The organism is Mediterraneibacter massiliensis (genome assembly GCF_001487105.1).
Classification (GTDB): domain Bacteria; phylum Bacillota; class Clostridia; order Lachnospirales; family Lachnospiraceae; genus Mediterraneibacter; species Mediterraneibacter massiliensis.
Genome location: NZ_LN913000.1, coordinates 1 through 21,980 on the forward strand (window position 1 = coordinate 1; position 21,980 = coordinate 21,980).

The following is a 21,980-nucleotide window of genomic DNA, read 5'->3' on the forward strand; positions in this document are numbered from 1 at the left end:
TAGTACGAGAGGACCGGGATGGACTGGCCGCTGGTGTATCTGTTGTTCAGCCAAGAGCATAGCAGAGTAGCCAAGCCGGGACGGGATAAACGCTGAAGGCATCTAAGCGTGAAGCCCCCCTCAAGATAAGATATCCCATAACGTAAAGTTAGTAAGACCCCTTGAAGACGACGAGGTAGATAGGACGGAGGTGGAAGTACAGTAATGTATGGAGCTGACCGTTACTAATAGGTCGAGGGCATAACCAAGCAAGGTGATAGGAGAATGGATGGAGAAAAGATCTTTTGTATGTAGTTTTGAAGGTATATACCTTCTATAGTTGAAATGCTTATCGCATGGCCCAGTGGCTCAGTTGGTTAGAGCGCCGCCCTGTCACGGCGGAGGTCGAGAGTTCGAGTCTCTTCTGGGTCGTATGTGGGGTCTTAGCTCAGCTGGGAGAGCATCTGCCTTACAAGCAGAGGGTCATAGGTTCGAGCCCTATAGGCCCCACTTAAAAAATATGGATGGATTCCCGAGTGGCCAAAGGGGGCAGACTGTAAATCTGTTGGCAACGCCTTCGAAGGTTCGAATCCTTCTCCATCCATTAGCCGATTTAATTCTTAGAACCGGGCGCCGCAGACTACTGAGTTCGCAAATGCTCACTAAGGGCATCGGTGAGTATCGCATAGGTGCGATTATAAGTAAGCCGATGTGGCTCAATTGGCAGAGCAGCTGATTTGTAATCAGCAGGTTATCGGTTCGAGTCCGATCATCGGCTTTATCTCGAAAGAGATAAAAAATTTCATATCGCGGGGTGGAGCAGTCTGGAAGCTCGTCGGGCTCATAACCCGAAGGTCGTAGGTTCAAATCCTGCCCCCGCAATTTACACGAGAAAGTTCAGCATATATATGGACTTTAGTGTATATGCCCAGATAGCTCAGTTGGTAGAGCAGAGGACTGAAAATCCTCGTGTCGCTGGTTCGATTCCGGCTCTGGGCATTTTCTCTGCAAAGAGAAAAAATTGAATATGGGAGTGTAGCTCAGGTGGTAGAGCACTTGACTTTTAATCAAGTTGTCCGGGGTTCGAATCCCCGCACTCTCATAAAACCAAACAGCGTAATCCACTTGTGGCTTGCGCTGTTTTGCTATATATAATAGGTAAGACCTGTTATCAGGAGGTGAAAATTATGAAATCATTGTATGAAGAATTGAAGAAATACAGTAAATCTGATTATTATGGTTTTCATATGCCAGGACATAAAAGAAATGCATCTGCAATGCAGGCGGATTTGCCATATAGCATGGATATTACGGAAATAGAAGGTTTTGACGATCTGCATCATCCAACCGGCATATTGCAAGAAGTACAGCGACGTGCTTCTAAAATTTATCATGCAGAGGAAACGTCGATTTTGATCAACGGAAGTACTGTGGGGATATTAAGTGCAATCATGGGATGTACTTGTGAGGGGGATAAAATACTGATTGCCCGGAATAGTCATAAATCTGTTTATCATGCAGTTTTTTTAAACAAATTAGTTCCTATATATGTATATCCTACATTTTATCCGGATAAAGGGCTAAATGGCGCTGTAGATCCAGAAAAAATACAAACGATATTGCAGGAAGAGCAGGGGATAAAGGCGGTTGTAATTACTTCACCTACTTATGATGGGGTACTTTCGGATATAGATAAGATCAGCACGATCGTGCATGCACATAAAATTCCGCTTATTGTAGATGAAGCACATGGTGCACATTTTGGTTTTCATCCCTACTTTCCTGAAAATGCCAATCAAAAAGGGGCAGATATAGTGATCCACAGTTTGCATAAGACATTACCTGCTTTAACACAGACAGCTTTGCTGCATAAAAATGGCAGCATTGTAGACTGGAGCCGAGTATGCTATTATTTAGATATGTTGCAGACAAGCAGTCCTTCTTATATTTTGATGGCATCGGCTGATGTGTGCATTTCAGAAATAGAAAAAAAGGGAAAACAATACTTTGAGTTCTATGTAAAATTGTTAAAAGCTGCACGAAACAGACTGCAGGAACTGGAAAATCTCAGACTTGTGCAGACAGAAGAATATGATTTTTCAAAGCTGGTAATTTATACAGGGAACACAGAATATACAGGAAAATACATATATGATATTCTGTTAAAAGAATATCATCTGCAAATGGAGATGGCGGCAGGAAATTATGTGTTGGCAATGACGTCTCCTGCCGATACGCCAGAGGGCATGGAACGATTTTGTAGTGCGATCATGGAGATAGACAGGAAAATAGTTTCAGAAGAAAGAAAAAATAAGAATACAGTGGAAATACAAAGTTCCTTACCTGAACTTGAACGAAAATATACAAGTGCAGAAATAAAAGAGAAGATAGATCTGTATAATAGGAGAGGATGCACGGGAAATATAAAAAGTAAAACATGGAAGACAAGCGTGGGACATATTTCTACAGAGTATGCGTATATGTATCCACCGGGTATTCCATTGGTCGTACCGGGAGAAATCATTTCAAAAGAAATTTCGATGAGTTTATGCAGATTCGAGGAAGCAGGATTTGAACTACAGGGGACGAGAAAAGCAGGAGAAATAGAGGTATGGATAGATGAATAGAATTTATTATATTATGGGAAAAAGTTCTTCTGGAAAAGATACCATATTTAAAGAACTCAAAAAGAGATGTCCACGATTAAACACGGTAGTTCCTTATACAACACGTCCCATTCGTTTTGGAGAAAAGGATGGAGAGGATTACTATTTTGTCGATGAAACGGTTCTTATGAGTTTACAGAGTAAAAATAAGGTGATTGAATTAAGAGCGTATAATACGGAATGTGGTATATGGAAATATTTCACTGTAGATGACGGGCAGATCGATCTGCAAAAGGACAGTTATCTGGTGATTGGAACACTGGAATCTTATAAGGAAATGTGTATATATTTTGGCGAGGAAAATCTCCTTCCTATTTATATTGAAGTCAGTGATGGCATGAGGTTAGAACGGGCTTTAAAGAGAGAACATTTACAGCAGAATCCTAAATACGCAGAAATGTGCAGAAGATTTTTGGCGGATGAACAAGATTTTTCAGAAAAGAAGTTGGAGGAGGCTGGAATCAAGAAACGTTTCCAGAATATAGAGCTTGAGAAATGTCTTGATGAAATCGAGGCATATATGATAAAAAGTGAATAGGATTTTGTAAGGGGCAGGGCTATATCTTCACATAAAAGTATGATATACTTATCAAGAAGTTCATATTTTTGTAAGAAAATTGTTGTAAAATATACTTTATATAAACAAACTTACAAATAAGAATGATTTTATATGAAAGAAACAGCAGGTGATAAGATGGGCAGTTTTAAAGATGTAGTAGGTCATAAAAATATTATAAAATATATAGGAAATGCGGTGAAAGCAGATGTTGTTTCTCATGCCTATATCTTAAATGGAGAAAGAGGCGCAGGAAAGAAAATGCTGGCAAATTTATTTGCTATGAGCCTGCAATGTCAGGATCGCGATGAGGATGGAGAGGCTTGCGGGAAATGTCAGTCATGCAGACAGGCGTTAGGGGGAAACCAGCCGGATATTATCCGAGTGACCCATGAAAAACCGAACACGATCAGTGTAGATGATATTCGTGAGCAGGTAAATAACGATATTGTTATCAAGCCTTACAGCAGCAAATATAAGATTTATATTATTCCGGATGCAGATCTGATGAGTGTACAGGCGCAGAATGCCCTTTTAAAAACGATCGAAGAACCACCGGAGTATGCGGTCATTATGCTTCTTACAGAAAATGCGGAAGTATTGCTGCCTACGATCCGCTCCCGGTGTGTTATGATGAAGCTGCGGAATATTAAGGATCAACTTGTGAAAAAATATCTGATGGAGCAGATGGAGATTCCGGACTATAAAGCAGATGTATGCGTCGCTTTTGCCCAGGGGAATATGGGGAAAGCAATTATGCTCGCTACATCTGAATACTTTAATGAGATAAAAGAAGAAGCGGTACATTTGCTCCGTAATATTGACGATATGGGCGTCAGTGAGCTGATAGAAGCCCTGAAGAAATGCATGACGTATAAGTTGGAGATCAATGATTACCTGGATGTTATTGCTATTTGGTACAGAGACGTTCTTATTTATAAAGCAACGAAAAATGTAGATCGGGTTGTCTTTTCAGATCAGCTTAGATATATTAAAGAACGTGCAAGTAAAAGTTCCTATGAGGGGATTGAAAATATTTTAGATGCGTTGGAAAAGGCAAAAGCAAGAATGAAAGCAAATGTAAATTTTGAATTGACAATGGAACTGCTTTTATTGACGATAAAGGAGAATTAAGTAGAATGACGAAGGTAATTGGCGTGAGATTTCGAACTGCCGGGAAGATTTATTTTTTTGCACCAGGGAAATTAACAGTCAGACAAGGAGATCATGTGATCGTGGAGACCGCGCGTGGCGTAGAATACGGCAGGGTTGTAAGCGGTCCCAAGGAAGTCAGGGATGAAGAGGTAGTACAGCCATTGAAACCTGTCATCCGGATCGCGACAGAACAGGATAAAAAAACAGTAAGTAAAAATAAAGAAAAAGAAAAAGAGGCATTCCGGATCTGTTTAGAGAAGATTCGGAAACATGGGTTGGAGATGAAACTCATAGATGCAGAGTATACATTTGACAATAATAAAGTTTTATTTTATTTCACAGCAGATGGAAGGATTGACTTTAGAGAATTAGTAAAAGATTTGGCGGCAGTTTTCAGGACGAGGATTGAATTGCGGCAGATTGGCGTCCGAGATGAAACAAAGATCCGTGGCGGGATTGGAATATGCGGTCGTCCTCTTTGCTGCAGCACTTATTTATCAGAGTTTGCTGCTGTCTCTATTAAGATGGCAAAAGAACAAAATCTTTCTTTAAATCCGACGAAAATATCAGGTGTATGCGGTAGGCTGATGTGCTGTCTGACAAATGAAGAAGAAACCTATGAAGAACTTAACAGCCAGCTTCCTTCTGTCGGAGACAATGTCACTACAGTGGAAGGGTTGACAGGGACTGTACATTCTTTGAGTGTTTTGCGCAAGCAGGTCAAAGTAATCGTGAATCTGGAAAATGATGAGAAAGAGATACGGGAATATAAGGCAGAAGAACTGCGATTTAAGCCGAGACGGAAAAAGTCCAGGATTTCAAAAGAAGAGATGAAAAAGCTTGCTGAACTTGAGAAAAATGAAGGAGCGTCTAAGTTAGATGACAAATAATTTGCTGCCGGGAGAACGGCTGGATGATCTGCAGTTAAATGGACTGGAATTGATACAAGATCCGGAACGTTTTTGCTTTGGCGTAGACGCAGTGCTGCTTTCCGATTTCGCAAGGGTAAAAGAAAATGAAACAGTACTGGATATGGGGACTGGTACAGGCATCATCCCTATTTTGCTATCGGCAAAAACAAAGGGAAAACATTTTACAGGTCTGGAAATACAGGAGGAGAGTGCACAGATGGCACGGCGCAGTGTTGCGCACAATCATCTGGAAGATAAGATTGAAATTGTCACTGGAGACATAAAAGAGGCAGCACAGATTTTTAAGCCTGCCTTTTTTGATGTGATCACAGTAAATCCTCCTTATATGCTGCACCAACATGGTTTACAGAATCCAAAAGATGCGATCGCGATCGCCAGGCATGAAATATTATGTTCGCTGGATGATATTTTGCGGGAAAGCATGAAGCTGCTCCAGGATAAAGGAAGGTTTTATATGATACACCGTCCTTTTAGACTGACAGAAATTTTGATAAAAATGAACCAGTATAAAATAGAACCTAAAAAACTTCAATTTGTACATCCATATATTCACAAAGAACCGACCATGGTATTGATAGAGGGCGTACGGGGCGCAAAATCCAGAGTCAGAATAGAGCCGCCTCTCATCATGTATCAATAGAAAAAAGTATATAGGAGTATTTTATGTCAGGAACACTTTACTTATGCGCAACGCCAATTGGAAATTTGGAAGATATGACGTTTCGTGTGATACGTATTTTAAAAGAAGTAGATTTAATTGCTGCAGAAGATACGAGAAACAGTATAAAATTACTTAATCATTTTGAAATACAGACTCCCATGACCAGTTATCATGAGTATAATAAATATGAAAAAGGGAAGAAATTGATCGAAAAACTGCAGGCAGGGCAAAATATTGCATTGATCACAGACGCAGGCACGCCGGGAATTTCAGATCCGGGAGAAGAATTGGTGCGTATGTGTTATGAGGCGGGTATCACGGTGACATCACTGCCTGGCGCAGCCGCATGTATTACGGCGCTGACACTTTCAGGGCTTTCTACCCGGAGGTTTGCATTTGAGGCATTTTTGCCGTCAGATAAAAAAGAACGGGAGTGTATCCTAAAAGAACTTACTGCCGAAACAAGAACGATTATTTTGTATGAGGCGCCGCACAGACTTTTAAAGACATTGGTACTATTAAGAGAAACACTTGGAAACAGGAAAGTCACTGTATGCAGAGAATTGACAAAAAAGCATGAAAACGTGATGACATTTACTCTGGAAGAGGCAACGGCATTTTATGCGGAACATACGCCAAAAGGGGAATGTGTACTGGCGATAGAGGGAAAAAGTGCAGAAGAAGTAAAGCAGGAAGAACGGGCTAAATGGGAGGAAATGAGTATAGAGGAACACATGCAGTTCTACATGGAAGCAGGAAAAGAGAAAAAGGAAGCCATGAAGTGTGTTGCAAAAGACAGAGGAGTATCCAAAAGAGAAATATATAATTATCTGCTGTAAAATAAGCCAGTGCCAAATCGGTACTGGCTGTTTTCTTATAGTCGTGCGTGCTGCGCACGATAAGGTATACCCATGCGGGCATCCCGTAATACATGCCTTGCAGGCAGGCGTGCTGCGCACGATAAGGTATACCCATGCGGGCATCCCGTAATACATGCCTTGCAGGCAGGCGTGCTGCGCACGATAAGGTATACCCATGCGGGCATCCCGTAATACATGCCTTGCAGGCAGGCGTGCTATGCACGATAAGGTATAGAGTATGCCGAATTACGGTGTTTCATTGGCCGGCTGTATGTGTGTGATACTGCCGTCTTTCATAAAAATAATTTTTTCTTTGAGGGAGACTGCCTCCTCATAATCATTGGTTACATATAAAACGGTGATTCTGAAGACTTTGTTGATTTTTAAAATATCTGCAATCATTTCCTTGCGGCGATGTTCATTTTGACGTGCGAAATCTTCATCTACCAGGAGAACTTTGGGATGACAGACGATCGCTCTGCCAAGCGCTACTTTTTGTTTGTCTGCTTCAGAAATGGCTTTTAGTTTTTTATTTAATATATCGGTAATTCCGAAAAAAGAAGCCGCGGTTTTTATGCGGGAATCTACAACGGTACGGGGGAGATTGCGCAGCCTTAATCCCAGAGCCATATTATCATATACATTGAGATGACGGTAAAGCTCATAGTTTTGAAACGCCATAGCGAGTTTTCTGTCACGGGGGAGAATATCATTTAGCAAATTTTTGCCAAGATAAATTTCTCCGGAAGAAATATCCTCCAGGCCTCCGATCATCCGCAGGATCGTAGATTTCCCACACCCGCTGGGACCGTGAAATACAACAAATTCTCCGTCCTCAATATGGAGAGATACATCTTTTACAGAAATAAAACCATTAGGATATGTCTTGGTCAAGTGCTCAAATGTCACGCTTGCCATAAAAACACCACCTTTTTGTACATTGATATTAACTTTATTCTAGCATAACCTATGTGACAAGACAATCCTGAACCCGCTGGATTCTATCAGACCCTAAGCCTGCCGGATCGTATCAGGCGGAGAAAATCTTTTTGTACAGGGCAAGGAATATAGAATCATAACATCATATCGGCAAGTATCACACTGGCAGCCAGACCGGCAAATGTGGCGATCATGGCGCCGGTAAGGGTATAACGGGATTTCTTAATACGTGCTGTCATAAAGTAGACACTCATAGTATAGAAAATGGTTTCTGTACAGCACATAGAAATGGAAGCGATCAAGCCTAAGCGTGAGTCTGTGCCATACTCTTTAAAACTGTCCAAAAGAAGTCCGGTAGCGGCAGAAGAAGAAAACATTTTCACAATGGTAAGTGGAACAAGTTCGCCTGGAAATCCGATAGAAGAAGTAAATTCTCCAAGTAAACGTCCAAGAAAATCCAGAAAGCCGGAAGCACGTAAAATGCCCACAGCCGCCATAAGGCCGATCAATGTCGGCATGAGTCGAATGACAGTGAGAAATCCATTTTTTGCTCCTTTAATAAAACAGTCATAAACATGGACTTTCATAAGAACGCCATATACTACAACAGACAGAACAAGGAAGGGAACAATAAAATCAGCAATATAAAGAAAAAGCTGCATATCAGATCCTCCTACTAGTTTGTGCGCTTTTTTTATTTATATGTCTGTGGAAAAAGTACGATTCCTGCTATTTAAGAATATCGTCTGAAAAGATTTCATAAGATATTACAAACAGATCAGGGGATTTTCTATGTCATTTCTATTTTCCCGGAATATAAAATCCGAAACAAACAGAATACGTTTTGATAAAAAGAGAGCAGGAGCATTAGCACTTGCTTTTCTTTTCCTATTTTCGCTTACAGCAGTCGGGTGTCATGTAAATACGCCACAGGACGAGAACAGTGCATTTCGCAGATACACAAAAATGGTATTTGCTCAGGAGGCGGCTTCTAACACGGTTAACCTTCATTATACGCTAAAAAATCCTGAGAATTATGGAATTGAAAATGCGCCGGTCACATTTGGAAATTTTCTTACGGATGAAACAGCTATGCACGTATCGATAGAAAATATGAAGGAATCTTTGTCTGCATTTTCTTATGAGGATCTTTCTGTGCAAAACCAATTGACATATGATGTAATGCGTGCATATTTCGAAATACTAGAAGCGGATGCCGATTACCTGTTATATGAAGAACCATTGGGACTAGTCAGTGGAATTCATACGCAGCTCCCGGTACTATTGTCAGAGTATCAGTTTTATGAAGAAAAGGATGTGGCGCTGTATCTGGAATTAATGCAGACGACCCCGGAATATTTTGACAGTCTGATCGCCTTTGAGAAGAAAAAATCAGAAAGGGGACTATTTATGGCAGATTATGCAGCAGATACGGTCATAGAACAATGTAATGCTTTCGTAGATATGGGAGATGGAAACTATTTGATTTCTACCTTTGTGAATAGAATACAGGAATTAGATGAGTTGACAGAGAAAGAAAAAAGTGACTATATACAAAAAAATGCCTTAATTTTAAAAAGCTATGTATATCCGGCTTATCATAAACTGGTGTCGGAAATACAGAAGCTAAAGGGAACAGGAAAAAATGAGAAAGGGCTGTGTTATCTTCCGGAGGGAAAAGCGTATTATGCACAGATCGTAAAAGAGTATACAGGTTCTGACAGAGATATTTCCGAACTGGAGGATATGACGCGCAGGCAGATCATAGCGGATCTGGAAGCTATGGAAACGGTTCTGGGGATCACGGCAGAGGAAGTACAGGAAACACTTTCCATGACAGAGACAGATCCGGAGGTGATCTTAAGTGATCTGAAAGGAAAGATCACAACTGCTTTTCCGGCAGAGCCAAAGACAGAACTGCAGGTAAAATATGTTCCTGAAGCGATGGAGGAACATTTAAGTCCGGCCTTTTATATGATACCGGCTATAGATGATATAAGTGAAAATGTCATTTATGTAAATCAGGCACATATGAACAATAGTCTGACATTGTTTACGACACTGGCGCATGAAGGGTATCCGGGACATTTATATCAAACGGTGTATTACGCCGGAACGGATCCGGATCCTGTAAGAAATATTTTTCATTTTGGCGGGTATATAGAAGGATGGGCGACCTATGCGGAAATGTGCAGCTATTATCTTGCCCCGCTGTCTAAGGAGCAGGCAGTGCTGCTGCAAAAAAACAGTTCTATTATTTTAGGCTTGTACGCTCTTGCGGATATGGGAATCCACTATGATGGATGGGATCGGATGGATACAGTGGCATTTTTCAAAAATTATGGGATAAAAGATACGGAAACGATAGAAGAGATTTATGAGCTGATTATCGGTTCACCCGGAAATTATTTGAAATATTATATTGGATATGTGGAATTTCTGGAGTTGAAACAAGAGTGGGCAAAGGAAAAGGGAGAAGATTTTTCCCAAAAAGAATTTCATGAAGCGGTTCTCTCGGTCGGACCTGCGCCGTTTGCGATCGTGGAAGAATATATGTGGAAAGATCTGAAAGGAGAGTAGAGGATGCTGAATTATCTGTGGGCAGGTATGATCCTTGTCGGAATCATCTTTGGTGCTTTTAACGGAAAAATGCCGGATATTACAAATGCCGCGCTGGATTCTTCAAAAGAAGCGGTTACGCTATGTATCACGATGATCGGAGTCATGTCTTTTTGGACCGGGATCATGGAGATTGCCTCGGAGGCAGGAGTCATAACAATGGCTGCAAGAAAAATGCGCCCTTTGATACGATTTTTATTTCCGAATATTCCGCAGGGACATAAGGCGAATGAACATATCACAACGAATTTTATCGCGAATTTTCTAGGACTTGGCTGGGCAGCCACGCCTGCCGGTCTAAAAGCGATGGAAGAACTGGAAAAGCTGGAGGAGGAAAGAAGGAGAAAGAAAGCGCCGGGACAAATGCGCAGTAAAGGGATCGCAAGCAACGAGATGTGTTCTTTTCTGATCTTGAATATTTCTTCTCTGCAGCTGGTTTCGGTCAATGTGATCGCATACCGCAGCCAATACGGAAGCGTCAACCCTGCGGCGATCGTAGGGGCGGGGATCATAGCGACGGCGGTAAGTACAGGAGCGGCGGTCATTTTCTGCAAGATCATGGATAGAAAAAGAAATGTTGACAGAAGATAGGAGAGGGGATATACTGGCAGATCGTAAGGCGGAATATAAAAGGCGCGCCGGATTTTGTCCTGGAGGTGATCTCTCCGGGAACAAGCAAAAGAGACTATGTATTCAAGCTCCAGAAATATGCGAATGCGGGGGTCAGAGAATACTGGATCGTAGCCCCTTACCAGAAGCGGGTACTGGTATATTTCTTTGAGAGCGAGACGGAACCTGCGATCTATCCGATCGATGCGGACATCCCCGTACATATTATGGAGGGCAAGCTGACGATCAGGATGGCATATGCGGCTAAATGGCTGGAATAAGAACGGCAAAATAAAAATATACAGCAGAAACAGCAGAGAAGAAACAGAGGAAAGTCTAATGAGGCGGATCCTCTGTTTTCTTTTCTTTCTTAATATATGTCAGATATGGTATAATGAAAAAGCAGTATACAGATAGATGATATAAAGTCAGAGGTACATATATGCAGATGCGATTTGATATACCGGATTCATTCTGGAGCTTGTTTCGATCGGTAAATCGAGAAATTTATATAGAATCATTATTATATATTAATGAGGAATATCAGTACAGTAATTATTTTCTTACAAAAGAGATCTGTGTACAGATATTGGGAGATATGAACGCCAAAAAGCGGATCCGGCTTATGCGGGAAGAAGATGAGACGGAGATCGATCTTTTGGAAACAACGGCTTCCAGAATTTTAAGATGGCTTTTGAAAAGCGGATGGCTGAAAAAGATCGAGGATTACAATACAATGACAACCAATATTGTCATACCGGATTATGCGGCTGTATTTATTGAGGCGTTTGAACGTCTGACTTCAGAGGAGATGGAAGAGACAGAAGTGTATATCCAAAATGTATATGCAACACTTTTTTCCTTTCAGAATAATCCCAGAGTGAATCTGAACATGCTCCGTACAGCGCTTATAAATACGAGGAAATTAAATAAGGCGCTGCAGGATATGCTTCACAATATGGACAAGTTTTTTGAAAGATTATTAAATAAAGAGACGTATGGGGAACTATTAAAGGAACATTTAAATGGATATGTGGAGGAAATCGTAAAAAAGAAATATCATATATTAAAGACTTCAGATAATTTTTATATCTACAAGATGGATATTAAAAAATGTCTGCGGGAAATGCGTGATAATGAAGAATGGGTGGAACGTATCCGCAAGAAAGCACAAAATACCGGAGATACAAAGGAAGACGTGCTGGAACTTCTTGATCTGATCGAGCGGGGGTTTGATGATATTGAGCACCGTATCTCGAACATGGATAAAGAACACTCCAAGTATGTAAGAGCGACGGTGACGAGGCTGAATTATTTGTTAAGCGGCGAGACAGATACCAAAGGGCTTGTGGTCAAATTGTTAAATCAGTTGGCACAGACAGAGGAGAAGGAAGAAGTTCTCAGCGTGATTTCAGAGAGAATGAATCTGTCCCATCTGGAAATCCTGTCAGAGAAATCCTTGTATAAGCGGCGGAAAAGCAGGGTTAGTTTTATTAGTCAGATGGCGGCAGAGGAGGAAACCGAAGATCTGTCCCGCGACGCCGTTTTGAAGCTCAACAGGATACAGACAAGATACAGTGTGTCAGAGATAGAAGATTTTATACAAAGACATATGCAGGACGGTATCATGGACGCAGGACAACTGGGCGAGATGGATGAGGAAGCGTTTGAAAAACTGATCCTTGCCTATGACTATAGTACAAAAAGGCACAGTAAATATCAGACCCTGGAGGAGGAGCCCGCCATGATAGAGAATGGAAAGTACCGTTATCCGGATCTGAAATTTATACCGCGGGGAAGATAAGGAGGAGTTCATGATCACATATTATGAAGAACTGGACGAAGAAGAACAGGATCGTTTAAAAAACGTGATACAGACATTGTACCGGCAGACTTTTCTTCTGGAAAGAAAATTTGACAAAAGAACCGGGAGGATGGCTGTGTCAGGAGAATATAGGACAGCCGGCAGGCATTTTACATTTTTAAAAGAATATTTCGCGGTTGCCGGTATTACTTTGCAGGAAAATGTGCATATGGGGCTGTTCTATATACAGGGAGAGACATTATGGGGAGAAAAACTTCCCCGGTTGGCGACCATTTATCTTCTGGTATTGAAACTTCTCTATGATGAACAGATGGCAGCAGTCTCATCCAGCAGTTCGGTCTGTGTCACCATGGGTATGCTCAATGGGAAGGCAGGAGAATTTCACGTATTGCCGGCGCTTCCATCACCAACTGAGATGCGAAGAACGATCGCGCTGCTGAAAAAATATCAGATCATAGAACCTATGGATGTGTTGGAAGAATTGAATGAAAATACACGTTTTATGATTTACCCAAGCATCCATGCGGTACTGCTAGGAGACGACGTCAGAGAATTGCTGAGTACATTTAGTGAGGAGGAATACAGTGGAGAAGAAGCAGTCGTTCAAAGCACTTTCGAAGATATGCCTGAATAACTGGCATTATATAGATCGGAAAATACTTTCGTTTCACAAAGAAATTAATTTCTTTACAGGACATTCGGGCAGTGGAAAGTCTACGGTGATCGATGCCATGCAGATCGTTCTATATGCCAATACAGACGGGAGAGGTTTTTTCAATAAAGCGGCAGCGGATGATTCCGACCGTTCTTTGATCGAATATCTTAGAGGAATGGTAAATATTGGGGAGAATAATGAATCCCAGTATCTTAGAAACAAGAATTTTTCCAGTACGATCGTATTAGAATTTACGGAGACTGGGACGGGAAAGAAACAATGTGTCGGTGTTGTATTTGATGTAGAGACGGCAACCAATGAGATTGGACGCCTTTTCTTCTGGCATGAAGGAGGATTGCTGGAGAATCATTACCGTGCGGATAAGAGGTGCCTGACGACGTCAGAAATACGTGAATATCTGCAGCGAAATTTTACTTCTGAAGAATTTTATTGCGGGCCCAGTAATGAAAGGTTTAGAAGACAGCTTTACAATATTTATCTGGGCGGGCTGGATATGGAGAAATTTCCGCGGCTGTTCCGTCGTGCGATCCCGTTTAAGATGAATATCAAACTGGAAGATTTTGTGAAAGAATATATCTGTATGGAACAGGATATTCATATAGAAGACCTGCAGGAAAGTGTCATGCAGTATGGAAGAATGCGCGGTAAGATTGAAGAAACCATAGAGGAAGTCCGCTGTTTGAAGGAGATTTCCCAGGAATATGACACATATGCAAAGAGTAGAGAAGAAGCAAAAGAGTGCTCTTATGCGATCGATAAATTGGAAATGCTGCAGATGAAGACGAAGCTGCAGGAATTTACAGATAGAGAAAAAGAAATTGCGTCTGTACTGCAAGAGCAGAAAGCAGAAGCTGAAAAACTAGAAAAAGAGCGTAAGAATTTACAGGAGGAATATGAAAACATTCTTTTGCAGATCGCAAAGAGCGGATATACAGCTCTTGAAGCGGAATTGAAGAATGTCAATGAAACCTTGGAACGGCTGGAGAACAGCAAGGCAAAATGGCAGAAGACAGCAGTGCAGCTGAAGAGATGGATGGAAGTCGAAGCGGCTCCAAATCAGACATTGTGGGATATTGAGCGTTTTGTGAACCAGAAGATCACAGAAGGAGAGTTAAGACGTTTAAAGGAAAGTCTGGCAGAGATACGCGAAGAACTGGAGGAAGAAAGACGAGATACAGACAGCAGACTCAGAGCAGTCAAGAGAGAAGAGAAAGCAGCGAGAGAGGAATTAAAAGAACTCAAACAAGGGAAAAAGGCATATCCATCAGAAGTGGAAGAAGCCAGATTCGAGCTGCGTACCCGTCTTAGCCGGCAATATGGAAAAACCGTACAGGTGCAGATACTTGCAGACCTTCTGGATATACGGGATGAGAGATGGCACAATGCAGTGGAAGGGTATCTGGGAAATAATAAACTGCTTCTAGTCGTAGAACCAAAGTATGCAAAAGCGGCGCTTGAGATCTACCGCGATATGGATAAGAGAAAATTCTGTCGTGCCGCAGTTCTGGATACAGAAAAGGTGATGGAGGGACAATTTCTTGCCAAAGAAGGTTCACTGGCGCAGGAAGTAGTGACAAAAGAAGAGTATGTGCGGGCTTATATACATTTCTTCCTGGGGAATGTGATGAAGTGTGAGAATGTAGAGCAACTAAGAAGATATAAGATCGGGATCACAGCGGACTGTGTGCTGTATCATAGTTTTCGTCTGCAGCATATCAACCCGGAAAATTATACAAGACGTGCCTATATCGGCGAGACAAGCATGCGCATGCGTGTCCGACAGCTGGAAGAGAAATGCCAGAATTTGCAGGCAGAAAGACTTCCTATGCAGGAGACGTTAGAAGAAATCAAGAGGGTACTTGATCTAGAATCTCTTACGCGTCCTTCTGAAGAATATATGGAATGGGCAAGTGATATGGAAGCAATAGCAGCGAAAGAGAAGAAAAAACGATCTCTGCGGGAACAGATGGATATACTCAGAGCGGAGTCCCTTTCTCTTTGGGAGGAGAAAAAGCAGATTCTGCTAAAAGAACAGGAAGAAAATACGAAAGCGGCAGAGAAGCTTAAGAAAGCTATATGGAACAATGAAGCGGCAGAGAAGCAGATAAAGGAAAAATACCTGGAAGCAAGTGAAAGGTTGACATGGAAAGAAAAAGATTTCTGTTATGATGAAAAGCAGGAAGAAAAATTTCTGGTATTTCTAAATAGCCACCGCTCCGGAAATTATGAATATTTAAAAGGTGAACGTTTGCGAGAGAAAAGTATGATCGAGCAAAAGAAAGAAAAAAATTATCAAACCTTGATAGATACACGAACGCATTACATTCAAAAATATCCAAATCGTACAATGTCGACGACAATAGAGAGCAATGCGCCTTATGAGAAACTGCTGCAGTCTCTTACGTGTGAAGATTTGGAAATGTACAGAGCGGCAGCCAAAGAACAGGCGTCATTTGCGGTGGAACATTTTAAAGAGGATTTCATCTATAAAATACGAAGCGCGATACGGGAAGCATACCAGCAGAAAGACGAGCTGAACCGGATCATCAGCAGACTGGATTTTGGAAAGGATAAATATCAGTTTGTGATCACGAAAAATAAAGGGCCGGATGGGAAGTATTACAAAATGTTTATGGACGAATCACTTGATATTAAACCTTCCCAGTTAAGTGACCATTTGGAAGATCAGATGGATCTTTTTACAATGGAACATGAGGAAGAATATGGAGATATGATGAATGAATTGATCCAGATTTTTCTTCCTCCCGACAATGCGACGCGGGAAGAGCTGGAAGAGGCAAAGAGAAATATGGAGAAATATGCGGATTACCGTACCTATCTTTCCTTTGATATGCAGCAGATCGTGCATGGAGAGAAAGAAATGCGGATCGGCTTAAGCCGTATGATCAAGAAGAATTCCGGGGGTGAAGGGCAGAATCCGCTGTATATCGCTCTGCTCGCAAGCTTTGCGCAGATCTATAAGATCAATCTGCCGGCAAAACTCAAAAGACCGTCTACGATCCGGTTGGTCGTACTTGACGAAGCATTTTCTAAGATGGATGCGGAGAAGGTAGCAAGCTGTATTTCTCTGATTCGTGGGCTGGGCTTTCAGGCTATTATCAGTGCAACCAATGATAAAATACAGAACTACATAGAAAACGTGGATAAGACTTTTGTATATGCGAATCCCAATAAACGGCATATCTCTATTCAAGAATTTGAAAGACAGGAGTTCGACCAACTATCAGATGGAGAGCAGACAGATGAAGAAAGACAATGAGAGAACATATATAGATGAGAAAATTTTGGACTCTGCTATCTGGGAGGACAGGGAATGTTTGTATCTTCTTGAAAAAATGATCGGACAGGGGAAAATAGCACTAGTCAGTGGAAACAGGGGAGTATAGGGAGGAAAAGTCTGGATATATAAGATGGGGCAGCTTTGCGACAGGGAGCATCTGCAGTCAGATGTATTGTCAGCGGCAGAAAAAATGGAAAGCGCAGGCATTTTTACGATCAAGTGGAGCAAAGGGTACAAAGGGTTTGAGTTTGCCGCTCTTACGTATCAGCTGGAAGATATGCCGCTGTTTTATGAAGTCTACAGAAAATATGTGGATGAGGATTTTCAGCCACGCTGGTATTGGACACAGAAGTATCAGTTCCTTTTGCGTCAGGAACTGGATGTGTGTAAAACATCCTGGATCCGAGCTTATTATACAGAGTTGTTTACCACTTCGATGAAAAAGGGACGGCAAAAGGAAAAGACGGGGGAAAAATTAGGCAGAAAGTGGCGGGAGGAATATGCTGCTTTGCAGGAGAGATGCCCGCTTTTTCGAGGATTAGATGTGCAGAAAGAACCAGTGTTTAAACGTCTTTTCAGTAAAAAATATCTAGGTTCTTCTAAAAAGTTTGAGAATACTTATCAATCCTATGTGATCGCACAGGCGAGAAGATTTTGTGCAGATGTAGATGAAGAGATGGATGACACAGCGGTGTTGTCCCAGATTTTTATCGAGGAATATGCGCAGGAACTTTCCATAAAAGGACCGCTGGAAGTGGAAATGAAAACGAGACAGGGAGAATTACGGCGTGTCAGTACAAAGAATTGGATATATGGGGCGACTTTTAACAGCGAAATGTTAAAGCGTACACAGATTCTTTCAAAACAGCCTGATCTGAAACGGATCATTACGATAGAAAACAAAGCGAATTTTGTATCGGTTCCATACAGAAAGGATACGCTTTATATATTCAGTCACGGATATTTTGCACCGAAAGAAAAAGAGTTTCTTAAAAAACTATATAGTGTATTAGAAAATGAAAAAGTGACATATTTGCACAGCGGAGATTTAGACTACGGCGGCATAAAAATCTTTCAGAATATAAAAGAAAAGGTGTTTCCGCAATTGCGGCCTGTATATATGAACACAGAAGTATTTGAAAAATACCAGGAATATGCAGAACCACTGGAGAAGCAGAAACTGGAAAAGATACGCAAACTAAAAGAGCCGCTGCTGCAGCCGCTCATTGAAAAAATAGCGGCGACGGGGCTGGGAATCGAGCAGGAGAGCTTTTTGCTGAAAGGAGAATATGATTTATGAAACTTATGATAGCGTCAGATATTCATGGCTCAGCATACTATTGTGGAGAGATGCTGGGGGCATATAAACGGGAGGGGGCAGACAGGCTTCTGCTTTTGGGAGACATTTTGTATCATGGTCCCCGCAATGATCTTCCGGAAAGATATGCGCCAAAGGAAGTAATCGCCATGCTGAATCCTCTGCGCCGGGAAATTATGTGTGTGCGTGGCAACTGTGATACAGAGGTGGATCAGATGGTACTGGAATTTCCGATCATGGCGGAATATGCATTTTTAGAATTGGGCGGTACGACTATTTTTGCTACCCATGGGCATGTATTTAATCCTCATAAGCCGCCTATGTTAAAGCAAGGAGATATCTTGCTGAACGGACATACCCATGTGCCGGCTTGCGAAGAGATATATGGGGAAGAGGGGGAGACATTCTGGTATATGAATCCGGGGTCTGTTTCTATTCCGAAAGAAAATTCAGCACACAGCTATATGCTATATGAGAATGGAAAATTTATGTGGAAAACTTTAGAGGGAGAGGAATATAAAGCATGGAAGATCGATATGCACTGTTGATCGATTCGGACAATGTGTCGGCAAAATATATCAAACCGATCTTGGACGAGTTGTCAAAATACGGGAATGTAACTTATAAAAGGATTTACGGAGACTGGACAAAGACGAATAATGCCGGGTGGAAAGGTGAACTTTTGCAGAATTCTATCACGCCGATTCAGCAATTCAGCTATACTTATGGGAAAAATGCCACAGATTCGGCGATGATCATCGATGCTATGGATATGCTGTATACGAGTGAATTGGAAGGATTTTGCCTGGTTTCCAGTGACAGTGATTTTACAAAACTGGCCAGCCGTCTAAGAGAAAGCGGCAAGACAGTGATCGGTATGGGGGAAGTGAAAACGCCGCAGCCATTTCGTAAAGCATGTGATATTTTTACAGAGCTGGAGCTTCTATTGGAAGATAATACATTAGAGAAAGAAGAACGCGCAAACAGCCATGCGCCGTCAGGAAAAGACAGTGACAAAGTAAACCGGGATATGGCAGTTTCTAAAAATCAGATTGAGGAAGCTGTAGTGAAGATTATCACAGAGAATCAAAATGATAATAAAGAAACGGGTTTGGGCGAAGTGGGAAGCCGGCTTGTCAAGCTGTATCCGGATTTTGACGTGCGTCGGTATGGATACAGCCTGCTTTCTAAATTTTTGGAGACTTTTCCAAAACTGAAACTGATCCAGGATGGTACAAAGGTCTCGGTGACATTGTATGAAGACAGAAGCAAAAAAGAGATGTTGGAAGAATATATTTTGCAGCTGCTGCGGGATGCAGGACGCCAGGGGGTGTCGCTGGGAACGCTGGGAAACAAGATCAGAAACCGGTTTGGGGATTTCAAAGTCCGGGATTATGGATATTCACAGTTTAAGCAGTATATTGAAAGCTTTCCGGATGTGAAGATAGAAGAAAATGGAGAGAAAAATACAGCGGTGTACAGTGGGAGGACAAAATAAGAAATAGAGAGTGCAACAGCCAGCCTTTCCGGTTTTATATTTCCGGAAGGGCTGGCTGTGTGTCTGCGATAATGACTTCCACGCCGGTTTGACGTATTTTCTCTAGTTCACAAGGGTCGCACTCTGCATCTGTGATCAGACAGGAAACATCCGATAAGTTTCCAAAGAAAAAGCTATGTTGGATCCCTACTTTCCTGTGATCTGCCACGACGATCACAGGGCCGCTGCAGTGGCGGATCATCGCCTGGTTGACGGCAGGATCTTGTACAGCCATAGAAGTAAGACCACCTTTTGCGCTGATGCCGCTTACTCCAAGAATACATTTTGTTGCGGATATTTTTTCTATTGCCTCGACTGCGAGAGTACCGGTCGTATACATTTTAGAATTGCCCATTTTTGTATTCCCGATCACTTCACCCCCGATCAATACAAGTTCTGTGCTTGAATCTCTGTCGGTAAATAAACTCCGTCCATTGTTTGTAATAATTGTGACAGCTTTATTTTTAATATATGGGATGACTCTAAGAGCAGTAGAACTACTGTTAAAAAAGACAGTATCCCCGTCTTCAAGTAAAGTGGCCGCATATTGGGCGATTTTATCTTTTTCTTCCGTGCAGGCGGAAGCACCTTTTTCGTCGTCGAATCTCGGATGACTTCTTTTTATATCCAGCATACAGATATTGTTTTTACATCGTATCGCTTCTCCATAATTGGCCAGAAGGTGTATATCTCTGCGTATCGTTGTATCCGATACGCCAAACATATCCGCAAGTTCTGTTATTTTTATGCAATTATTTTTACGCAGATAATTAATGATCTTATTCTGACGTGAAATGATTTCGCTTTTGCTTGTTTTCATGATAGCGTCCCTTCTATATGCAAAAATCATAATTATTTATAAATATGCTAATACAAAACAGAGATTTTGTAAATAAAATATATGCAATAAATGTGTAAAAAGAAGAAAAGTGTCGGAATAAACAAAATTATAAATGAAAAAATATACAAAATAAACAATATTTGCATAAAACAATAATTATATAAAAATATTTGACGTATATGACAAATTAAATGAAAAAATTATATTGAAAATGCGAATATTATTTTCATAAAAACAAATATATAATATTTCATATCAAAAAATTCACCGGCAAAACCGATGGGAAACAGGAGGGGAAAATGGGAACAAGTGAAGAGTTAATGCCCAAAATTGACAGAACACATATTTTTGAAAAAAACAAAGAATATGAAGATATGGACTTTGCGACCCGTGCAATTGATGTGGGAAATTATACAGACCGTTCAGCGGTACCGATCTACGCATCGGTTACATCAGGTACGACTTACCAGAGAAATGGAGATCCCAGTAGGGATGCACTGTGCGCGAATATCGCTTCCCTGGAAGGAGCAGCGTATACATTAGCGACGGCGAGCGGAGTGTCTGCAGTGACACTGCCGATCTTAGCGCTTCTTAATCATGGCGAACGCATTATCTGTCATAAGGATCTGTATCTTTGGACATATTTCTTTGTAAGAGAAGATTTGCCAAGACTGCTCAACGCAGATGTCGTCATGGTAGATATGACCAAGGAAGAAGAACTGGAAAAAGAATTGAAAAAAGGCGGCACAAAATTAATCCTGTCAGAGACAGTTACGAATCCGATGCTGGAAGTGATCGATCTGAAAAGGTGCAGTGAATTGGCTCATCAATATGGCGCTAAACATATCAATGACAATACTTTTGCCTCTCCCTATCTATGCAGGCCGCTGGAATTGGGCTGCGATGTAGTCTGTGAAAGCGCTACGAAATATATAAACGGGCATGGAGATGCACTGGGCGGCGCTATCAGCACAAACGAACATGAAATCTATTATAAACTTCAGAGGATGATGGGAGAATTAGGACCTTGTCTGAGTCCTTTTGGTTCTTTTTTGATCATGCGCGGCATACAGACTTTGCCTATGCGTATGGAGAGACACTGCGATAATGCGGAAAAGCTGGCGGCTTATTTGGCTGCAAAGCCGTTTGTGAAAAACCTGATCTATCCGGGACTTGCAGAACATCCGCAGCATGAACTGGCGAAAAAGCAGCTGAAAAGATTCGGCGGTATGCTGTGTTTCCAATTGGATGTAGATCATGAGACACTGCATGAAAAATTTATCCCGGAACTGAAATTGTTTAAACACTGGGTAAGCTTAGGGGAAGCGCATTCCCTGATCAGTCCGAAAGATGCAGATGACGAAAAGGGAATCCCAGCAGACCTGATCCGTGTCTCTGTCGGTTTGGAAGATGTTTCAGACTTGATCGACGATCTGGAGAACAGCTTTAAAAAGATAGGTCTGTAAATGATTTATAAAGAAAGCAAAAGAAAAATTTAAAGGAGAG

General features: G+C 41.5%; 20 protein-coding genes, 7 tRNA genes and 1 rRNA gene. 25 read left to right on the plus strand and 3 right to left on the minus strand.

Annotated features, from left to right (window positions below):
- The 14 genes from BN3282_RS00840 to rsmI form a co-directional block, all read left to right on the plus strand.
- Nucleotides 1–248, plus strand: a 23S ribosomal RNA gene (locus BN3282_RS00840); the annotation flags it as partial.
- 89 nt (nt 249–337) lie between these two features.
- Nucleotides 338–411 (plus strand) — tRNA-Asp (locus BN3282_RS00845).
- A 5-nt stretch (nt 412–416) separates the two neighbouring features.
- Nucleotides 417–489: transfer RNA gene (locus BN3282_RS00850), tRNA-Val, on the plus strand.
- Between the two features lie 12 nt (nt 490–501).
- Nucleotides 502–583, plus strand: a tRNA-Tyr gene (locus BN3282_RS00855).
- Between the two features lie 101 nt (nt 584–684).
- Nucleotides 685–757, plus strand: a tRNA-Thr gene (locus BN3282_RS00860).
- A gap of 30 nt (nt 758–787) precedes the next feature.
- Nucleotides 788–861, plus strand: a tRNA-Met gene (locus BN3282_RS00865).
- A gap of 44 nt (nt 862–905) precedes the next feature.
- Nucleotides 906–978, plus strand: a tRNA-Phe gene (locus BN3282_RS00870).
- Between the two features lie 30 nt (nt 979–1,008).
- Nucleotides 1,009–1,081, plus strand: a tRNA-Lys gene (locus BN3282_RS00875).
- A gap of 85 nt (nt 1,082–1,166) precedes the next feature.
- Entirely contained in the window at nt 1,167–2,606 is a 1,440-nt protein-coding gene (locus BN3282_RS00880) for an aminotransferase class I/II-fold pyridoxal phosphate-dependent enzyme (RefSeq protein WP_059066270.1), read from the plus strand.
- Nucleotides 2,599–3,183, plus strand: coding sequence for a nucleoside/nucleotide kinase family protein (locus BN3282_RS00885; RefSeq protein WP_059066271.1), 585 nt, complete (start codon nt 2,599–2,601; stop codon nt 3,181–3,183). The genes BN3282_RS00880 and BN3282_RS00885 overlap by 8 nt, the downstream gene beginning before the upstream one ends.
- 156 nt (nt 3,184–3,339) lie before the next feature.
- Entirely contained in the window at nt 3,340–4,335 is a 996-nt protein-coding gene (locus tag BN3282_RS00890) for a DNA polymerase III subunit (RefSeq protein WP_059066848.1), read from the plus strand.
- A gap of 5 nt (nt 4,336–4,340) precedes the next feature.
- Nucleotides 4,341–5,246, plus strand: a complete 906-nt coding sequence (locus BN3282_RS00895) for a PSP1 domain-containing protein (RefSeq protein WP_059066272.1) — start codon at nt 4,341–4,343, stop codon at nt 5,244–5,246.
- Nucleotides 5,236–5,928: a tRNA1(Val) (adenine(37)-N6)-methyltransferase gene (locus tag BN3282_RS00900; RefSeq protein ID WP_059066273.1), complete on the plus strand. Its 693-nt coding sequence runs from the start codon at nt 5,236–5,238 to the stop codon at nt 5,926–5,928. The genes BN3282_RS00895 and BN3282_RS00900 overlap by 11 nt, the downstream gene beginning before the upstream one ends.
- Nucleotides 5,929–5,951: 23 nt before the next feature.
- Entirely contained in the window at nt 5,952–6,788 is an 837-nt protein-coding gene (gene rsmI / locus BN3282_RS00905; protein WP_059066274.1) for a 16S rRNA (cytidine(1402)-2'-O)-methyltransferase, read from the plus strand.
- A 267-nt stretch (nt 6,789–7,055) separates the two neighbouring features.
- Here rsmI and BN3282_RS00910 read toward each other — a convergent pair whose 3' ends face one another.
- Together BN3282_RS00910 and BN3282_RS00915 are read right to left on the minus strand one after the other, a co-directional pair.
- Complete coding sequence (locus BN3282_RS00910; protein ID WP_059066275.1) at nt 7,056–7,727, minus strand: ABC transporter ATP-binding protein; 672 nt, start codon at nt 7,725–7,727, stop codon at nt 7,056–7,058.
- Nucleotides 7,728–7,882: 155 nt separating this feature from the next.
- Nucleotides 7,883–8,410, minus strand: a complete 528-nt coding sequence (locus BN3282_RS00915; protein WP_059066276.1) for a spore maturation protein — start codon at nt 8,408–8,410, stop codon at nt 7,883–7,885.
- A 130-nt stretch (nt 8,411–8,540) separates the two neighbouring features.
- On the opposite strand from BN3282_RS00915, the gene BN3282_RS00920 reads away from it, so the two are divergent.
- From BN3282_RS00920 to BN3282_RS00960, 10 genes are all read left to right on the plus strand, one after another.
- On the plus strand, nt 8,541–10,328 hold the full coding sequence (locus BN3282_RS00920) for a DUF885 domain-containing protein (protein WP_059066277.1): 1,788 nt from the start codon (nt 8,541–8,543) through the stop codon (nt 10,326–10,328).
- Nucleotides 10,329–10,331: 3 nt separating this feature from the next.
- Nucleotides 10,332–10,958, plus strand: a complete 627-nt coding sequence (locus tag BN3282_RS00925) for a nucleoside recognition protein (protein ID WP_059066278.1) — start codon at nt 10,332–10,334, stop codon at nt 10,956–10,958.
- A gap of 35 nt (nt 10,959–10,993) precedes the next feature.
- Nucleotides 10,994–11,257 (plus strand): Uma2 family endonuclease, encoded by a 264-nt coding sequence (locus BN3282_RS00930; RefSeq protein WP_267304002.1) that lies wholly within the window; start codon nt 10,994–10,996, stop codon nt 11,255–11,257.
- 161 nt (nt 11,258–11,418) lie between these two features.
- On the plus strand, nt 11,419–12,780 hold the full coding sequence (locus tag BN3282_RS00935; RefSeq protein WP_059066280.1) for a Wadjet anti-phage system protein JetA family protein: 1,362 nt from the start codon (nt 11,419–11,421) through the stop codon (nt 12,778–12,780).
- Nucleotides 12,781–12,790: 10 nt separating this feature from the next.
- A complete protein-coding gene (locus tag BN3282_RS00940; protein ID WP_059066281.1) occupies nt 12,791–13,435 on the plus strand; it encodes a DUF4194 domain-containing protein in 645 nt (214 codons plus the stop codon).
- Nucleotides 13,386–16,757 (plus strand): ATP-binding protein, encoded by a 3,372-nt coding sequence (locus tag BN3282_RS00945; protein WP_059066282.1) that lies wholly within the window; start codon nt 13,386–13,388, stop codon nt 16,755–16,757. The genes BN3282_RS00940 and BN3282_RS00945 overlap by 50 nt, the downstream gene beginning before the upstream one ends.
- Nucleotides 16,741–16,884, plus strand: a complete 144-nt coding sequence (locus tag BN3282_RS14950; protein ID WP_162858201.1) for a hypothetical protein — start codon at nt 16,741–16,743, stop codon at nt 16,882–16,884. Before BN3282_RS00945 ends, BN3282_RS14950 begins: the two co-directional genes overlap by 17 nt.
- A 24-nt stretch (nt 16,885–16,908) precedes the next feature.
- Nucleotides 16,909–18,078, plus strand: coding sequence for a Wadjet anti-phage system protein JetD domain-containing protein (locus BN3282_RS00950; RefSeq protein ID WP_059066283.1), 1,170 nt, complete (start codon nt 16,909–16,911; stop codon nt 18,076–18,078).
- On the plus strand, nt 18,075–18,644 hold the full coding sequence (gene yfcE / locus BN3282_RS00955) for a phosphodiesterase (RefSeq protein ID WP_059066284.1): 570 nt from the start codon (nt 18,075–18,077) through the stop codon (nt 18,642–18,644). Before BN3282_RS00950 ends, yfcE begins: the two co-directional genes overlap by 4 nt.
- Nucleotides 18,620–19,594: an NYN domain-containing protein gene (locus BN3282_RS00960; RefSeq protein WP_059066285.1), complete on the plus strand. Its 975-nt coding sequence runs from the start codon at nt 18,620–18,622 to the stop codon at nt 19,592–19,594. The genes yfcE and BN3282_RS00960 overlap by 25 nt, the downstream gene beginning before the upstream one ends.
- 34 nt (nt 19,595–19,628) lie before the next feature.
- Here the strand turns inward: BN3282_RS00960 and BN3282_RS00965 are convergent, their stop codons facing one another.
- Nucleotides 19,629–20,453: a DeoR/GlpR family DNA-binding transcription regulator gene (locus tag BN3282_RS00965; RefSeq protein WP_059066286.1), complete on the minus strand. Its 825-nt coding sequence runs from the start codon at nt 20,451–20,453 to the stop codon at nt 19,629–19,631.
- A gap of 320 nt (nt 20,454–20,773) precedes the next feature.
- Here BN3282_RS00965 and BN3282_RS00970 point away from each other — a divergent pair, with 320 nt between their 5' ends.
- Nucleotides 20,774–21,940: a trans-sulfuration enzyme family protein gene (locus tag BN3282_RS00970; protein WP_059066287.1), complete on the plus strand. Its 1,167-nt coding sequence runs from the start codon at nt 20,774–20,776 to the stop codon at nt 21,938–21,940.
- The last annotated feature ends 40 nt before the right edge of the window (nt 21,941–21,980 follow it).

Bases quoted from the DNA above. Each gene is read 5' to 3' on its own strand.
- BN3282_RS00880 (WP_059066270.1), top strand. From the start codon at position 1,167: ATGAAATCATTGTATGAAGAATTGAAGAAATACAGTAAATCTGATTAT.
- BN3282_RS00885 (WP_059066271.1), top strand. From the start codon at position 2,599: ATGAATAGAATTTATTATATTATGGGAAAAAGTTCTTCTGGAAAAGAT.
- BN3282_RS00890 (WP_059066848.1), top strand. From the start codon at position 3,340: ATGGGCAGTTTTAAAGATGTAGTAGGTCATAAAAATATTATAAAATAT.
- BN3282_RS00895 (WP_059066272.1), top strand. From the start codon at position 4,341: ATGACGAAGGTAATTGGCGTGAGATTTCGAACTGCCGGGAAGATTTAT.
- BN3282_RS00900 (WP_059066273.1), top strand. From the start codon at position 5,236: ATGACAAATAATTTGCTGCCGGGAGAACGGCTGGATGATCTGCAGTTA.
- rsmI (WP_059066274.1), top strand. From the start codon at position 5,952: ATGTCAGGAACACTTTACTTATGCGCAACGCCAATTGGAAATTTGGAA.
- BN3282_RS00910 (WP_059066275.1), bottom strand. From the start codon at position 7,727: ATGGCAAGCGTGACATTTGAGCACTTGACCAAGACATATCCTAATGGT.
- BN3282_RS00915 (WP_059066276.1), bottom strand. From the start codon at position 8,410: ATGCAGCTTTTTCTTTATATTGCTGATTTTATTGTTCCCTTCCTTGTT.
- BN3282_RS00920 (WP_059066277.1), top strand. From the start codon at position 8,541: ATGTCATTTCTATTTTCCCGGAATATAAAATCCGAAACAAACAGAATA.
- BN3282_RS00925 (WP_059066278.1), top strand. From the start codon at position 10,332: ATGCTGAATTATCTGTGGGCAGGTATGATCCTTGTCGGAATCATCTTT.
- BN3282_RS00935 (WP_059066280.1), top strand. From the start codon at position 11,419: ATGCAGATGCGATTTGATATACCGGATTCATTCTGGAGCTTGTTTCGA.
- BN3282_RS00940 (WP_059066281.1), top strand. From the start codon at position 12,791: ATGATCACATATTATGAAGAACTGGACGAAGAAGAACAGGATCGTTTA.
- BN3282_RS14950 (WP_162858201.1), top strand. From the start codon at position 16,741: ATGAAGAAAGACAATGAGAGAACATATATAGATGAGAAAATTTTGGAC.
- BN3282_RS00950 (WP_059066283.1), top strand. From the start codon at position 16,909: ATGGGGCAGCTTTGCGACAGGGAGCATCTGCAGTCAGATGTATTGTCA.
- yfcE (WP_059066284.1), top strand. From the start codon at position 18,075: ATGAAACTTATGATAGCGTCAGATATTCATGGCTCAGCATACTATTGT.
- BN3282_RS00960 (WP_059066285.1), top strand. From the start codon at position 18,620: ATGGAAGATCGATATGCACTGTTGATCGATTCGGACAATGTGTCGGCA.
- BN3282_RS00965 (WP_059066286.1), bottom strand. From the start codon at position 20,453: ATGAAAACAAGCAAAAGCGAAATCATTTCACGTCAGAATAAGATCATT.
- BN3282_RS00970 (WP_059066287.1), top strand. From the start codon at position 20,774: ATGGGAACAAGTGAAGAGTTAATGCCCAAAATTGACAGAACACATATT.